This window comes from Streptomyces apricus (assembly GCF_008369065.1).
Classification (GTDB): domain Bacteria; phylum Actinomycetota; class Actinomycetes; order Streptomycetales; family Streptomycetaceae; genus Streptomyces; species Streptomyces apricus.
Genome location: NZ_VDFC01000025.1, coordinates 82,800 through 97,967, shown reverse-complemented (window position 1 = coordinate 97,967; position 15,168 = coordinate 82,800). Strand labels below are relative to the sequence as shown.

The following is a 15,168-nucleotide window of genomic DNA, read 5'->3' as shown; positions in this document are numbered from 1 at the left end:
GCCCACCCCCACCTGTGCCCCGGCGCCTATCCGCGGTGCAGGTAGGCCCGTTGCACGGTCTGCCGCACCGCATGGCCCGCCGCGTCGTGCGCCGTCACTCTCAGTGTCACGTACGCGTCACCGCGTACCCGCGACGGCTTCGTGACGACGGCCTCGAACACGTTGTGCCCGCGGTCCCGCACCTTCGCCCGGCTCCAGCTCCCGCCGTCGTCGTACGAGGCCTCGACCCGGACGTCCGTCCCGCGCGGCGCGGCCAGGCCGTCCTGGGCGCGGACCGACAGGCCGACGGTGTGCGTGCGGCCGGGGCGGACGGCGTTGTACGCGTCGGCCGGCACGTCGTAGTCGAGCTGGAGCAGCGGCAGCACCGTCGCCGATCCCGTGCTGCCCGAGCGGAACGACCAGGACGTCTCGGTGGCGGTCCCGTACGCCCACTCCGGAGAGACCCGCGAGGTGGTGAGGTCCAGCCGGTAGTCGGCGGCGCCGGACGGCACCTCGAAGTCGGCGTACCCGCCGTCGGCCTCGGCCGTCCTGCGCTCGTCGCGGTACAGCACGGCGGAGGCCGAGTCGCCCTGCGCCGCCCGCGCCCCGCCCGAGGTGCCGATGCCCCCGCCGCCGGCCAGCAGCCGTGACCGGTGACCTGCCTGCGCGTCGGTGAACTCCGGTATCCGCAGCTTCAGTACGTCGCCCGAGCGCACGGACGGGGTCGCGGTGCCCCGCGGGATCGACGGCCGCACGACGGCCCCCTGCCAGGTGTCGGCCGTCCGCTCGCCCGCCCGGTACGTGCGCGGGGCGTCCGCCATGCCGACCAGCAGCGGCGTGTCCACGTCGTACGTGGTCTCGTGGTGCACGAGGTGCTGCCAGGCGGTGTCGCCCGAACTCACGTACTCGGTCCGGTCGGTGCCGGTCGGCACGTAGCGGGTGTACTGCAGCCAGGCGGTGTCCTGGTAGGGCCGCCGGGCGAAGCGCTGCTCGCTCGCCCAGCGCGCGCCGCCGTTGTCGGCGTACCGCGCGCGCACGACCGCACTGTTGCGCTCGGACACCGTGTGCACGACCTTCTCGGGCACCTGCTGCGACGACACCTGCATGATGTCGTACAGGTACGGGCTGCGCGCGGTGCCGGTGAACCCGACCGTGGTGCTCCCCCTGCCGATCCGCTTCAGCAGGGCGGCTCCCGCGCTCTTGCCGATCCTGACGGTCGGCACGCCCCAGCGCTCGCCGTCCGGGTGCCAGCGGGTCCAGGCGATGTCGCCGAAGTGGATCAGCACCAGGCCGCGTACCCCCGCGGCCGCCGCCTGTTCGGCCAACTCCTGCTCGTTCAGGTTCTGTTCGTTGGTGACGACCGCGAGCTTCCCGCGGGCCCGGCGCAGCGACGGCGCGGCGGCGTCCCCCGCGTCGACCGCGGTCAGCCGCGTCCCCTTCTCGTCGAAGAGCGGCGAGGAGGGCATGTAGTAGGCGTCCGGTGTCTCCTTGCGGCCCTTGCCGCCCGACACCGTCATGTCCAGGAGCGGTGCGACGAACTGCCAGCGCGAGGCGAACTCGAAGGTGCCGTCGGTGACCTTGGCGGTGGGGCTCACGTACAGCCGCCTGCCGACGTCGAAGTACATCGTGCCCTGCAGCAGGCTGTGCCCGTCGATCTTCCGGTACGTCTGGTAGCTGAGGATGCCGCGCTGCTCGGCGGGTTTCGGCGTGCGGATGTCGACCAGGGTCGTCCGGCGCGCGTCGAGCGTGACGGACCTGTCCCCGGTGACCTTCACCTCGGGCAGGACCACGTGCCGCAGTTCCTGCCCGTCGGCGGCCGGGTCGAGGGAGGAGTAGTCCAGCTGGTAGGTGCCCTCCTCGACCTCGGCGACGGCCGGGTCGGTGCCGGTGTAGCCCACGAAGCCGTCGGCGCCCCAGATGGTCGGCAGTGCCTCGATCCGCTTGCCCTCCAGGTCGATCGTCCGGACGGTGAGCCGGTGCACGGGGCCGTGCACGGCCAGGCTCACCGTGGTGTGCACGGTGGTCTTCCCGTCGGCGGAGACCGCGGTCACGTACCCGTAGTAGTCGCCCTGCGCCACCCGGGCCGGGTCGACCGTCAGCGGGACCTCGGCGGTGGCGCCGGCGGGCACGCGGACCGAGCCGGACCCGAGCTTCACCGCGCCCTCCGCGGGCGTACGGCCGCCCGCCGTGGCCAGCCGCGCGGTGAGCGCCAGCGTGACGTCGGCGCCGGAGGTGTTCGTGTAGCGCAGTGGTGTCGTACGGGGCTCGCCGCCACCGGTCGTGAACGGGCCCAGGGCGACGGTGCCCGTGGCGGTGACCGGGCCCAGCGCCGCCGCGGCCACGTCGACGAGGCCGCCGCCCTGCTCGGTGACCTCCTGCCCGGTGGCCGTCCGGGCCGTGCTGATCAGCGCGTCCTTCAGCCGGCCCGCGTCCCAGTCCGGGTGCCGCTGGGCGAGCAGCGCGGCGGCGCCCGCCACGTGCGGGGCCGCCATCGACGTACCGGAGGCCGCCACGTGCTGTGCGTCGACCGGGTCGCCCATCGTCGTCCCGGCCGCGCGGGCCGCCACGATGCCGACGCCGGGCGCGGTCAGGTCGGGCTTGACCGCGTCGTCGCCGGTGCGGGGCCCGCGGCTGGAGAACGGGGCCAGGGCGCCGGCGCGGTCGACCGCGCCGACGGTGAGGGCCGCGTCCGCGGCGCCGGGGGAGCCGATCGTGCTCGTGCCCAGCTCGCCGCTGTTGCCGGCCGCGACGACGAACAACGTGCCCGTGCGCTCGGTGAGTTCGTTCAGCGCGAGGCTCATCGGGTCCGTGCCGTCGCTCGGACTGTCCGAGCCCAGGCTCATGTTGACGACCGCGGCCCCCGTGCCCGCCGCCCACTCCATACCGGCGATCACCTGGGACTCGGTGCCGAAGCCGTCGTCCCCGAGCACCTTCCCGACGAGCAGGTCGGCGCCGGGCGCAACACCCTTGCCGCCCTTGCCCCCGGCGGACGCGGCGGACGCGGCGCCGCTGCCGCCGACGATGGACGCGACGTGCGTGCCGTGCCCGAAGGCGTCCCCGGTCCCGGAGCTGCCGGAGAAGTCCTTCGCCTCGGTGATCCGCCCGGCCAGGTCCGGATGCGACCGGTCGACGCCGGTGTCGAGCACGGCGACCCGGACGGACTCGCCCTGCTGGCCGGCCTTCCACACGGTGGGCGCGCCGATCTGCGGGACGCTGCGGTCCAGGGTGGACCGCACCCGGCCGTCGAGCCACACCCGGGGCGTGCCGGCGGTGCGTGCGGCGCCCACCCGGCCCTCGTCCGGGGCCAGTTGCTTCCAGAACCGGCCGAGGTCGTCCTCGGCGACCCGTACGGAGCGCGCGCCGATGCTGTCGAGGCGACGCACCGGCGCACCGTCCTCGGCGAGCTCCGTCAGCCGCCGCACGGCGGATCCCGCGGCCCCGCCGTCGCCCGCCACGATCAGCGGGAGCGCGTCGCTGTGCGCCTCGTCGTACCGCTGGGCGAGCAGCCCGTCCACGTCGAAGAGGTTCCGGTCCAGCAGGCCGGCCGAGACCAGGTCGCCGGCGTCGGAGGGCAGGACCGTCAGCCGTCCGTCCTGCTCGTAGGTCCGGAAGAGGATGTGCCGCCGTCCGGGCCCCGGCGTGACCGAGGCGGTGCGCCGGCCCCCGGTGTCGGTGCCCACGGCCACCCGGTCACCGGTGATCAGGCGGACGGTGCCGAGGTCCTCCGGCGCGGCCGTGCCGACCGCTGAGGTGGCCGTCGCGGGCGCCGTACCGGTGCGGGCGGCGACCGGCGCCACGGCACCGGCCGCCAGGGCGAGTCCTGTCGATATCGCCGCCACCAGGCGGATCCGTCTCATCAGTGCCGTGCCTTCCGTCGTACGCGCAGAGAAGTTCATGCGCTGGACAGAATCCGGCGGCGGCGATCGTCATGTCACTCGTTTCCGCTGGCACAGGTGGGACATGTCGCAAGCGCGACACCCGGGCGCCGCGCCGCGGCGGCCCCCCGGCACCTCACCAGACGTGCGGTTCGCTCCCCACGAGCGCGGTCGAGGGCCTGCCGTCCACACCGACCGGGACCTCGCCCTCCAGCATCACCCGGTGCATGATCCGCGGATGGTCGAGGTGGGCCGTGTCGCCCGGCGCCAGGTGGACGGTCGCGCGGTTGTCCCAGAAGGCCACGCTCCCCGGCTCCCACCGGAACCGCACGGTGTACTCGGGCCGGGTCGCCTGCTCCAGCAGCATCTCCAGCAGCGGTGCGCTCTCCGTGCGGTGCAGGCCCAGGATCTGCTCGACGTAGTAGCCGTTGACGAACAGCACGCGCTCGCCGGTCTCGGGGTGCACCCGCACCAGCGGATGCTCGGAGGCGATCTGCCGGTCCAGCAGGTGGCGTACGTACGCGTCCTCGCCGGGCCGCGCCTGGTAGCCGACCCCCAGCCGGTGCTCCGCGCGCAGCGTGTCGACGAAGGCCCGCAGTGGGGCGGAGAGTCCCGCGTAGGCGGCGGCCAGGTTCGACCAGGTGGTGTCGCCGCCGTACGGGGGCACGGTCTCGGCGCGCAGGATCGTCGCCGCCGGCGGGTCCATCCGGGCGCCGTGGTCGCAGTGCCAGCCGCGCAGCAGCGAGTGGCGGCGCCTGCGCAGCCACTCGTCGTGCTCCATGCCGTAGCGGCCGCCCAGTTCCAGCCGGTCGGCGGTCGTCTCGACCTCCGGGACACCGGCGGGCGAGGCGCTGCCGCGCTTGCGCAGGCGGACCGGTTCGCCGAACCGCCGGGCGAACGCGACGTGCGAGGCGTGGTCCAGGCGCTGCCCGCGGAAGAACACCACCTTCCAGCGCAGCACCGCCGCCCGGATGTCGGCGACCACAGTGTCGTCCAGCTCCCCGGCCAGGTCGACGCCGGTGATCTCGGCACCGATGTGCCCGGCGGCCGGCCGGACCCCGATCCGCGTACCCCTGGCCGTCGTCATGCGTACTCCGTCGTCATGGGCGCTCCGTCGATCGCGCGTCGTGGCTCGTCGTCGCAGCAAGCATGTCCTGTGCACCGGGGGTGCGACAGAGCGCCTCGGGGGAGCGGGGTACGTTCGGGACCGGCCTACCCGAAAGGAAACCCGTCCGTTGAGCACCGGCAGCTACTACGAGCGCATCGACGAGCACCGCTACAAGGCCACCTCGCACGCGGGCGGTGCGTGGGACCCCGACGAGCAGCACTTCAGCCCGCTCGGCGGCCTCGTCGTCCATGCCGTCGACCGGTACACGGCGGCGCGCCCGGACAACGGCCTGGTCCTGTCGCGGATCAGCTTCGACATCCTGGGGCGCCTCGCCCTCGACGAGTGCGAGATCCAGGTCGCGACGGTCCGGCCGGGCCGCACCATCGAACTGGTCGAGGCCGTCGTCGTCATCGCCGGCCGCCCCGTCGTCCGCGCCCGCGCCTGGCTCCTGGCCACCGGCGACACCGGTGCCGTCGCCGGCGGGGACGCCGCCCCGCTGACCCCGCCCGGGGAACTCGCCCCGTGGCCGATGGCCGCCGTGTGGCCCGGCGGCTACATCGCCTCCCTGGACGTGCGGCCGGTCGCCCCGCCCCGGCCGGGCCGCACGACGGCGTGGGTCTCCACCGGCCTGGACCTGGTGGCCGGCGAACCCGCCGGCGCGCTCGCGTCGTACGTCGCGCTCGTGGACACCGCCAACGGCATCGCCGTGCGCGAGTCGCCCGCCGACTGGATGTTCCCGAACGTCGACCTGACCGTCCACCTCCACCGGCAGCCCGAGGGCCGCTGGACCGGCCTCGACACCACGGTCACCTTCGGTCCGACCGGACAGGGCGTCACCAGCACGGTCCTGCACGACGTCAACGGCCCGGTCGGCCACGCCCAGCAGATGCTCACGGTGCGCCCGCAGTAGACGCCCCGCGCGACCCTCCGCCGGCTACCCGGGCCGGTCGGCGGTCCCGTGGAGGGGCTGCCGGTCGGTGGCCAGCAGGCCGAACAGCAGGTCGTCGGTCCACTCACCCTTGATCCAGGTGGCCTGCCGCAGGAGGCCCTCCTGCACGAACCCGAGCCGCCGCAGCAGGCGGGCCGAACGGGTGTTGCGGGCGTCGCACTCGGCGGAGACCCGGTGCAGCCCGCGCCGGAACAGGTCGTCGAGCACCGCGCCCACCGCCTCGGCGGCGTACCCGTGCCCCTGCCGGTCACCGGCCAGCGTGAACCCGATCTCCGCCTGCCGCCGGTTCTCGTGCAGCCGCACCCCGACGTCCCCCACCAGGCAGTGGTCGGCCTTGAGTTCGACCGCGTACTGGAACCAGCCCGGTTCCCGCGGCGACCCCTCGGCCAGGGTCCGCACGAGCCGGGCGGCCGCGTCGAGGGACACGGGCGGGGTCCAGCTCTGGAAGCGGGCCACCGCGGGGTCGGACCTGTACGCGGCCAGCGGTGCCGCGTCCGCGGCGCGGAAGCGGCGCAGGACGAGCCGGGGGGTCTCCAGCAGCATGTCCCGATCGTCCCACGTCCACTTTTCGGGTGGCGGAGGGGCCGGTCGCGCAGTTCCCCGCGCCCCTGAGGGGCGCCGATGTGGCTGCGGCCGGGAGCCGGAGACGGGTGCTGAGAGGCCTACGGAGCGCTGACGTTGGCCGTCAGCAGGCGCAGGAGTTGTTTGGCCGTGGCGTCCTGTTCGGGGGTCAGGCCCATGGCGTCGCCCATGGCGAGGGGGACCGCGTCCGCGCGGTCCTGCAGTCGCAGTCCGGCATCCGTGAGCCGCAGGGCCACCGACCGCTCGTCGTCCGTCCTGCGCTCGCGCCGCAGCAGACCGGCGGCCTCCAGGCGCTTGAGCAGCGGCGAGAGGGTGCTGGACTCCAGCTGGAGGGCGGCGCCCAGGTCGCGTACGGAGATCGAGTCCTGCTCCCACAGCACCAGCATCACCAGGTACTGCGGATAGGTCAGGCCCAGTTCGTCCAGCAGGGGCCGGTAGCGGGCGGTGACCGCCCGGGAGGCCGCGTAGAGGGCGAAGCAGAGCTGGTCGTCCAGCAGGAGCGAACCCGTCTGCGCCGACGGGGACCGGTCCTCCGGCGCCGGTCCGGCTGCGGCAGTGCTCACGGCGTACCTCCTTGTATCCGCGCGCCGAGTCCGTGCGTCCACGTGTGTGTGCCCCGCGCCGCCCGCTCCCACTCGGTGATCTCCACCCTATCGTCGAGCCCCTCAATCGTATCGCGCCCTAATTGGTTGCGCACGACTTAATCGCGAGCTACTGTCATGGCTGTGCCGCCGCTCCCGGCGAAGTCCGCCGGCGGAGTGTCCCCACGGCACCAGATCCGAGGAGTCCGTCATGACCGACACGACCGGCAGCCGTCCCGTCCTGGAGCCCGCGGCGGCGGCCTTCGCCGAGGCGACCGCGAACCCGCCCTACCTCTTCGACCTCGCCCCGGCCGAGGGCCGCAAGGCCGTCGACGAGGTCCAGTCCGGCGACGTGGCCAAGCCGGCCGTCGACGAGGAGTGGATCACCGTTCCCGGCGGCCCCACCGGTGAGGTCCGCACGCGCATCGTCCGCCCCGCCGGCGCCACCGGCAGGCTCCCCGTGATCATCTACATCCACGGCGCGGGCTGGGTCTTCGGCAACGCCCACACCCACGACCGCCTGGTGCGCGAACTGGCCGTGGGCACCGGCGCGGCCGTCGTCTTCCCCGAGTACGACCTCTCGCCCGAGGCCCGCTACCCCGTGGCCATCGAGCAGAACTACACCGTCGCCCGGTGGGTCGTCACCGAGGGTGCGACCAAGGACCTCGACGCCTCGCGCATCGCGGTGGCGGGCGACTCGGTGGGCGGCAACATGACCGCGGCCCTCACCCTGATGGCCAAGGAGCGCGGCGACGTCCCCCTGGTCCAGCAGGTGCTGTTCTACCCGGTCACCGACGCCTCCTTCGACACCGGTTCCTACCACCAGTTCGCGACGGGCTACTTCCTGCGCCGCGACGGCATGCAGTGGTTCTGGGACCAGTACACGACCGACGAGGCGCAGCGCGCCGAGATCACCGCCTCCCCGCTGCGCGCCACCACCGAGCAGCTCACCGGCCTGCCCCCGGCCCTGGTCATCACCGGCGAGGCCGACGTCCTGCGCGACGAGGGCGAGGCCTACGCGAACAAGCTGCGCGAGGCCGGCGTGCCCGTCACCGCCGTGCGCTACCAGGGCGTCATCCACGACTTCGTGATGCTCAACGCCCTGCGCGAGACCCACGCCGCCGAGGCGGCCATCAACCAGGCGGTCGCCGTGCTGAAGGGCGCCCTGGCCGCCAGCTGACCTTCCCGGCCGGCCGGTGACGGCCCGGTCCGCTCCCTCCCGCAGCACGCACGCGGGAGGGAGCGGACCGGGCCGTTCCTTTTTAGGACGAGGCAGTCCGTGTACGGTCCGGTTCTCCGGGTAGGGCCGACGTACATGACAACCGCCCAGGCCGGAGCCGACGGAAAGAGAAGTGCGTGTGATCACCCCCGTGCCGGATCATGGACAGACCCGGCGGGGCCCGTTCCCCCGCCGCCCCCGCAGGGCGCCGCGCCGTCCCTGCACAGCCCGTACGCCCTGACCGCGCCATGGATCGCGAACAGGGACCCGGCCCGGTGCCGGACGCACTCGCCGAACAGGTCCTCGACGCGGTGGAGGGCCTGGTCATGCTGTGGTTCTCGGCGGCCGAGGACAGCATCCCGCGCATGTCCACGCGGCAGCTGCTCGCGCTGCAGACCGTCCACCGGCTGCCCGAGCTCAACCTCACCACCCTCGCCGAGCACCTGGGCATAGCGCTGCCCACCGCGAGCCGCCTGTGCGACCGGCTCGAAGCCGCGGGGCTGCTGCAGCGCACCGTCCAGCCGTTCAACCGCCGCGAGGTGCAGCTGCTGGTCACCCAGCAGGGCCGCCGGCTCCTGGCGGACGTCACCGCGCGCCGGACGTCGCGCCTGACCGGTGTGCTCGACGCGATGGCGCAGGGCGAGCGCGACTCCCTGCGGCACGGACTGCACGCCTTCCACCGGGCCCGCGCCCTCGCACCGAGACGGGCGCCCGGGAACGGGTGAGGGACCGGACCGGCAGCGGACCGGTCCCGGTCAGAAGGCCAGCTTGACGGGCGTCCGGGCCAGTTCGGCCGCCCTGCTGTGCAGATGGCACAGCAGGAGGCACACGTCGTCGTCCCGCTCGGAGTCGTGCAGCAGCGGGCTCAGGAGCCGGTCGGCCGAGCCGTCCAGGTCCGCGTCGAGGTCCGCGGACTCGAAGGTCCCCAGCGCCGCGGCGAGGCGCTGGATGCCGGGGTCGATGCCCTGGGCCCGCCGCTCGACCAGCCCGTCCGTGTAGAGCGCCAGGGTCGAGCCCGGCGTGAGGGTCACGGTGTGGTCCAGGATCTTCTGCTCCAGCGGGATGCCGAGCATCGCGCCGGGCTTGGCGTCGAGCGTGTGCACCTGCCCGTCGGGGGTGCGCAGCACGGGCGGCGGATGGCCCGCGGCGGCCCAGGTCAGGGTCGGGTCGTCGGGGTGGAAGCGCGCGATGACGGCGGTGGCGTACAGGTCGGGCTGCAGGTGGTGCAGGAAGATGTGCAGCCGGGTGAGGAGCTGGCCCGGGGTGCCCCCGTCGACGGCGTACGCGCGCAGCGCGGTGCGCAGCTGGCTCATCATGACGGCGGCGCGCAGCCCGTGGCCGGTCACGTCCCCTATCACCGTGATCAGGCTGCCGTCGGGCTGGCGGAAGGCGTCGTACCAGTCGCCGCCGATGTTCAGGCCGTGGGTGGCCGGCAGGTAGCGGGCGGCCAGGTGCAGTCCCGGAGTGGTGGGCAGGTCCGTGAGCAGCGCCCGCTGCAGGGTCTCGGCGATGTCGCGGTTGTGCTCGAAGCGGCGGGCGTTGTCGATGGCGACCCCGGCCCGGCGGGTGAGCTCGATCAGCATGACGGCGTCGTCGGCGTCCCACCGGGCGCCGGCCGGCGACAGGATCAGGACGCCCAGCGGCTCCCGCCGCGTCCCCAGCGGGACGCACAGCACGGGCACGGAGGGGTGCAGGGCCGAGGGCGGCTGGTCGTCCACGCCGGGCAGGCCGCCCGGATGGTCGGCGGCGTACTGCGGGCGCCCGCTGCGGGCCGCGACCACGGCGGCGGCCGGCCTCGGGCTGTCCTGCTCCGCCCCGTCCCCGTCGCCGTCGCCGAAGAGCCACACGTCGACGCTGCGGGCGTACTCCGGGACGAGGAGGCCCTCCAGGCGGCGGACGATCTCGTCGTGGTTGAGCGAGGCCGTCAGCACGGCGCTGGCGTCGGCCAGGAACGTCAGCCTGCGGCGCGCCGTCTCGGCCTCGGTCCGCGCCTCCCGCTCGGCGGCGAAGAGCTCGCGCTGGGCCTGGCCCGCCGCGTCCAGTTCGGCGTGCAGGGCCAGCACGCCCTGGTTGGTCTGGTCGAGCTCCTCCCGGTGCGAGGCGACCAGGAGCTCCTGCTCGCCCAGCTTCTCCAGCACCAGGGCGGTGTCCTCGTCGGCGCCCAGCAGTCCCTCGGCCAGCGTCTGCGGATCGTCCTCCGCTGGCCCGGGGTCGGCGGCGTCCGCGCACGGGCCGCAGGCGACCGCCATGTCCCACGGCGGCCGCCCTCCGGGGTCCGGTTCGTCGCACGGGGTCACGACGGCCCGCAGCAGACCGTTCCCGGACGGCGTCGCGGCCGTCTCCAGGTCGAGCCGCCAGGTGCCGCCCTTGGTGAGGCACTGGCGCAGGTGCGCGCTGAGGGCGGCCGTCAGCCGCGTCCGTTCCACGGCGGGCACTCCGTACGCGGCGGCCAGGCGGGCCGTGCCGATACGGGCCCGTGCGGCGTCGGTGACGGTGGCGATGTGCCAGGTACGAGTCATGGTGTGCGGTCCGACGGGGTGGGGGCCGGTACGGCGACGGCGGTGCCGTCCCGTACGGGCCGGGCGGATCGGCCCGTGCCGCGCGTCTTCACGGCGGTCACGGCCGGGGCGGAGGGAGCGGGGCGCACGGCGCGGTGCGGGGTGTTCCGGCCGGACGGGCCGCCGGGACGGGCCACCGGCACGCGCGCGTGCCCGGGTATCTCCCGGACGCGCGTGGGTACGCCCCCCGCTTCGTGCTCCGGCACCTGCTTCTCCTCACGTACTGCTCGCGTCCTGCGCATCGTCCCGGCCTGGCCGAGGGCAACGGGAGACGACGGAACCATTGCCGGACGGCAACTGTATCGGTGACTCCCGTTCGCACAACACCGCGTCCGGCGGCGGGGGTTCCGGGCGGCCGGGCCTCACGGCGCCGGACGCCCTCCGAACCAGTCGAGACAGGCCACCAGCGCGTCGTCCTCCGGGTCGGGGTCGCCGCGGTGCCCGGTCAGCTCCCGCAGGACCGCCCCGGGGACCTCGGCCGCCGGCACCAGGCTCGTGGCCGCGACGGCACGGGCCAGCGCGCGTTCGCCGTACGTCTCGCCGCCCGGCCCGGTCACCGCGTGCACCCCGTCGCTGACGAAGACGAGCCGGTCGCCGGGCTCCACGGCGAACTCCTGGGCGAAGTAGTCGGTCTCCTCGAACATGCCCAGCGGGAGCTGCTCCTCGAAGTCGACGGCCGTGACGGTCCTGTCGCGCAGGCGCATCATCCGCGGTGAACCGGCGTCGACGACCTGCAGGCGCCCGGTGGACAGCTGCAGGTCCAGCATCAGCACGGACAGGTGGACGTCGCCGCGGTAGTGGGCTTACACCGCCTGGTCGGCCAGGGCCGCCTGGTCCGCGAGCGGCAGACCCGCCCGGCGCGCGTTGCGCAGCGCGTTGACCCCCAGGCTGGTCAGCAGCGAGGCCTCGATGCCCTCGCCCATGCCGTTGGTGATGTAGAGCGACAGATGGTCGGCGGTGGCGGACCAGTCGAAGTTGTCGCCGAACACGGCGTAGGCGGGCTCCAGCTGGGCGCCGAGCGCGTACTCGGGGCGGGCGCAGGAGCGGGCCGGCAGCAGCTGCCACTGCATCTCCGCGGCGAGGGTGAGCCGGTCCTTGCGCCGCGCCTGCAGGTACAGGTCGGTGTCCCGCTCGGCGACGATCACCTCGTGCGCCAGGACCTCCGCCACCTCCGCCAGCTCGGCCGAGCAGTCGGTGGCCTGCTCCGCCGAGGGCATGGTGACGGACAGCACCCCCAGCCGGTCGCCGCGCACGGTCACGGGCAGGTGGACCCGCACCGAGCCCCCGGGGCACTCCTCGAACGCCGGTTCCTGGGCGCCGAAGGCCCGGCCGGCCGGGCCGGTGTGCACGGGCAGCGGCGCCAGGGTGTACGGCAGCGTGGAGACGGGCTGCAGCAGGGTCAGCCCGTAGTCGGCCATGAAGAGCTCGACCTCTTCGGCCGCGTACTGTCCGCACAGCACCTCCCGGACCGCGTCCAGCAGCTGGTGCGGAGCAGCGGAGCGCAGCGCGCGCTCGGCTGCCACGAATCTGTTCACGATGTCGGATACGCCGTTCTCTGCGCGTCGGTGGCTGCGTGTCCGCGCCGCCGCGGGTGCGGCGCCGCGGTTCTGATCCGGTGCGGGCGGCAGGAAGGCCCCGACCGGTGAGCTGACAGGGCCGGGGAAGCCTGGGAGAGTGTCTGCGTGACTTCCTCCTCCCCGCGTCCCCAGCGCCGCGAAGTGGCGCGAGTGACCTCGGAGGCGGCGGAGCTGCTCGAGGTCCTCTGGGGCCGTGCCTCGACGGCGCCCGTCTCGGCGTCCCAGCTGCGGGTGCTGTTCATCCTGGAGCACAACGAGGGCATCAACCTGCGCACCCTCGCCGACGCCCTGGGGTCCACGCCCCCCTCGACCAGCAGGCTGTGCGACCGCCTGCAGGCGGTCGGGTTCGTCGAACGCCGGCCCGGGGCGACCAGCCGCCGCGAACTGAGGCTGTACCTCAGCCGCCGCGGAAGCGCGTTCCTGAGCGACCTGCGCTCGCGCCGCGAGCAGGCGCTGCGGTCCGTGCTGGAGCAGATGCCCGCGACCCGGCGCACCCAGCTGCTGGAGGGCCTGGTGGCGTTCTGCGCCGCGGCGGCGCAGGAGATCCACGAGGAGGACCCGGCCGACGGCGCCAGGACCGCCTGACCCTCCCGTCGTCCGCCGGGGGAACCCGTCCTCGTCCTTCGGTACATACCGGAATCCTCCCGCGCCTCGGCGCTGCCCACTTTCTTGCCTCGGTGCACTGTTGTCAAACGGCAACTGTTGTATGTGCGTGAACTCCGCCGTCCCCCGGGACCGCGGAGCGCGTCGGACGGGATCAGGCGCCCTCGCCCTGCTGCTTGTCCACGAGGGCGAGCGCGCTGTCGACGTCCTCCGACACGGGCACGGTGATGCTCACACCCGTCAGGTCCAGGATCCGCCGCACGGCCGGGGTCGGCGAGATGATGTGCACGCTGCCGTCCAGTTCCCGGGTCTGCTGGTACGCCCTGATGAGGATGTTCATACCGGACGAGTCCATGAAGGGAACCGCCGACAGGTCCAGCAGGAAGTGGCGGCGGCCGTGCTGGAACTGGTTCGCGAGGTGGTGCTGGAGCCCGGTGGCGGTATCGATGTCCAGATGCCCCTCGACCGTGAACAGGACGACGTCCTCGCGGACCGGGGCGACCTCGACGGACAACGGATTCTGGGCTATGGACACGTGTACCTCCCGCAAAGCAACAATGGTGGAGCCCGGATACCCCCTCGCGCCGATTCGATGCCCCCGAAACCGGCGGCGCGGCGTGATCAAGCTCTCCCCGGCGGACGGCCCGGTCCGGGTCCGGCGGAGGGTGCGGACCGGACCTGGCGGAGGGTGCGCCCTGCTCGCGTCCCTACCCCCTTGCCCTGCGCGTATGCGGACGCGTTTCGCGTACGGAACGGGGTGCGGCCACCTGGGTGAGGGCCAGGTCCAGGATCTCCAGGCCGAGGGACAGCTCCTCCTCGGTGGCGGTCAGGGGCGGGGCGATGCGCAGGGTGCCGCCCATGCCGGGCAACTGCACGATGTTCATGTGCAGGCCCAGTTCGAGACAGCGGCCGGTGACGCGGGCGCCCAGCGTGTCGCCCGCCGACGCGTCGGTGTCGCTCCCGGCGAGTTCGACGCCCAGGAGCAGCCCCCTGCCGCGTACGTCACCGATCGCCGGATGGCGGGCGGCGAGCTCGTCCAGTCCTTTGCGCAGGAACGCACCGCGCACCCGTGCCCGCTCGTCGAGCCGGTCGGTTTCCAGGACGTCCAGGACCGTGTTGCCGACCGCGGCGACGAGCGGGTCGGAGACGTGGGTGGTGAAGAAGAGGAAGCCGCGTTCGTGGGCCCGCTCCTCGATCTCCGCGCTGGTGACCAGCGCGGCGAGGGGGAGCCCCGCGCCGAGCGTCTTGGACAGGGTGAGCAGATCGGGGACGACTCCGTCGCGTTCGAAGGCGTACCAGGTGCCCGTGCGGCACAGACCGGTCTGCGCCTCGTCGAGGATCAGGAGCATCCCGCGCTCCCGGCACTTGCGGTGCAGGGCGGCGAAGTAGCCGGCCGGTGGCTCGATCACCCCGCCCGAGCTGAGGATCGGCTCGACCAGGCAGGCGGCGAGGCTGCCGGTGGACTGCGCGTCGACGAGGTCGAAGGCCAGGTCCAGCTGGCGCTGCCAGTCGAGGGTCCCGTCGGGGTGCGTGATGTCGGGACGACGGGAGTGCGGTACGGGGATGGCGAAGTTGCCCGGAGCGCCGGGCCCGTACCCCTTGCGTCCGGCGCTGTAGGTCGCCGACGCGGCGGCCTGGGTCATACCGTGCCAGGAGCGGGCGAACGACACGATCTCGTGGCGGCCGGTGACGAGTTTCGCCATCCGCACGGCGGCCTCGTTCGACTCCGCGCCGGTGGTGAGCAGCAGGACCTTGTCGAGGGGGTCGGGCAGCGTGCCGGCGAGCCGTCGCGCGAGGTCGACGACGGGCCGGCTGAGCATGCCGCTGTAGAGGTGGTCGAGGCCGGCGATCTGCCGCTGGACGCACTCCACGATCCGTGGATGACTGTGCCCCAGGATCGCGCTCATCTGGCCGGAGGTGAAGTCGAGGATCCGGCGGCCGTCCGCAGTGTGCACGAAGCTGCCGCTCGCGCGCTCGATGATCTCGGGGGTGAAGGCGACGCCGTAGCGCAGCAGATGGCGCCGTGCGTCGTGCCAGAACTGTGCGTCGCGGTCCGTGCCGGTCCTGCCGTCGTCTGCCATGACCTCGACGGTAGGGACGGTGCGAGGGTCGCGTCCATCACGCGATGCCGGCCCTC

At 73.8% G+C, this 15,168-nt stretch carries 12 protein-coding genes and 1 pseudogene; 4 read left to right on the top strand and 9 right to left on the bottom strand.

The window, feature by feature from the left end; genetic code table 11:
• Positions 1-26: 26 nt before the first annotated feature.
• Both FGF04_RS09355 and FGF04_RS09350 read right to left on the bottom strand, forming a co-directional pair.
• Positions 27-3,836: a S8 family serine peptidase gene (locus FGF04_RS09355; RefSeq protein ID WP_149510789.1), complete on the bottom strand. Its 3,810-nt coding sequence runs from the start codon at positions 3,834-3,836 to the stop codon at positions 27-29.
• 154 nt (positions 3,837-3,990) lie between these two features.
• Complete coding sequence (locus FGF04_RS09350) at positions 3,991-4,941, bottom strand: TauD/TfdA dioxygenase family protein (RefSeq protein WP_149510788.1); 951 nt, start codon at positions 4,939-4,941, stop codon at positions 3,991-3,993.
• A 148-nt stretch (positions 4,942-5,089) separates the two neighbouring features.
• Between FGF04_RS09350 and FGF04_RS09345 the strand changes: the two genes are divergently transcribed.
• A complete protein-coding gene (locus tag FGF04_RS09345) occupies positions 5,090-5,872 on the top strand; it encodes a thioesterase family protein (RefSeq protein WP_188114012.1) in 783 nt (260 codons plus the stop codon).
• 24 nt (positions 5,873-5,896) lie between these two features.
• Here FGF04_RS09345 and FGF04_RS09340 read toward each other — a convergent pair whose 3' ends face one another.
• Both FGF04_RS09340 and FGF04_RS09335 read right to left on the bottom strand, forming a co-directional pair.
• A complete protein-coding gene (locus FGF04_RS09340) occupies positions 5,897-6,454 on the bottom strand; it encodes a GNAT family N-acetyltransferase (RefSeq protein WP_149510786.1) in 558 nt (185 codons plus the stop codon).
• A gap of 119 nt (positions 6,455-6,573) precedes the next feature.
• Complete coding sequence (locus tag FGF04_RS09335) at positions 6,574-7,056, bottom strand: MarR family winged helix-turn-helix transcriptional regulator (RefSeq protein ID WP_223146361.1); 483 nt, start codon at positions 7,054-7,056, stop codon at positions 6,574-6,576.
• Between the two features lie 229 nt (positions 7,057-7,285).
• On the opposite strand from FGF04_RS09335, the gene FGF04_RS09330 reads away from it, so the two are divergent.
• Together FGF04_RS09330 and FGF04_RS09325 are read left to right on the top strand one after the other, a co-directional pair.
• Positions 7,286-8,254 carry an alpha/beta hydrolase gene (locus FGF04_RS09330; RefSeq protein ID WP_149510785.1) on the top strand — a complete coding sequence of 323 codons (969 nt, stop codon included), beginning with the start codon at positions 7,286-7,288 and terminating at the stop codon, positions 8,252-8,254.
• A gap of 314 nt (positions 8,255-8,568) precedes the next feature.
• Complete coding sequence (locus FGF04_RS09325; RefSeq protein WP_328596282.1) at positions 8,569-9,018, top strand: MarR family winged helix-turn-helix transcriptional regulator; 450 nt, start codon at positions 8,569-8,571, stop codon at positions 9,016-9,018.
• A gap of 30 nt (positions 9,019-9,048) precedes the next feature.
• On the opposite strand, the gene FGF04_RS09320 is transcribed toward FGF04_RS09325, so the two are convergent.
• The 3 genes and pseudogenes from FGF04_RS09320 to FGF04_RS09310 form a co-directional block, all read right to left on the bottom strand.
• Positions 9,049-10,812 carry a PP2C family protein-serine/threonine phosphatase gene (locus tag FGF04_RS09320; protein ID WP_149510783.1) on the bottom strand — a complete coding sequence of 588 codons (1,764 nt, stop codon included), beginning with the start codon at positions 10,810-10,812 and terminating at the stop codon, positions 9,049-9,051.
• Positions 10,809-11,057: a hypothetical protein gene (locus FGF04_RS39970; protein WP_188114011.1), complete on the bottom strand. Its 249-nt coding sequence runs from the start codon at positions 11,055-11,057 to the stop codon at positions 10,809-10,811. The genes FGF04_RS09320 and FGF04_RS39970 overlap by 4 nt, the downstream gene beginning before the upstream one ends.
• A gap of 156 nt (positions 11,058-11,213) precedes the next feature.
• A pseudogene (locus tag FGF04_RS09310) lies at positions 11,214-12,386 on the bottom strand (PP2C family protein-serine/threonine phosphatase).
• A gap of 192 nt (positions 12,387-12,578) precedes the next feature.
• Between FGF04_RS09310 and FGF04_RS09305 the strand changes: the two are divergent.
• On the top strand, positions 12,579-13,013 hold the full coding sequence (locus FGF04_RS09305) for a MarR family transcriptional regulator (protein ID WP_149510801.1): 435 nt from the start codon (positions 12,579-12,581) through the stop codon (positions 13,011-13,013).
• Positions 13,014-13,185: 172 nt separating this feature from the next.
• On the opposite strand, the gene FGF04_RS09300 is transcribed toward FGF04_RS09305, so the two are convergent.
• Both FGF04_RS09300 and FGF04_RS09295 read right to left on the bottom strand, forming a co-directional pair.
• Entirely contained in the window at positions 13,186-13,566 is a 381-nt protein-coding gene (locus tag FGF04_RS09300; RefSeq protein WP_149510782.1) for an STAS domain-containing protein, read from the bottom strand.
• A gap of 172 nt (positions 13,567-13,738) precedes the next feature.
• Positions 13,739-15,112, bottom strand: coding sequence for an aspartate aminotransferase family protein (locus tag FGF04_RS09295; protein ID WP_149510781.1), 1,374 nt, complete (start codon positions 15,110-15,112; stop codon positions 13,739-13,741).
• Between the last annotated feature and the right edge of the window lie 56 nt (positions 15,113-15,168).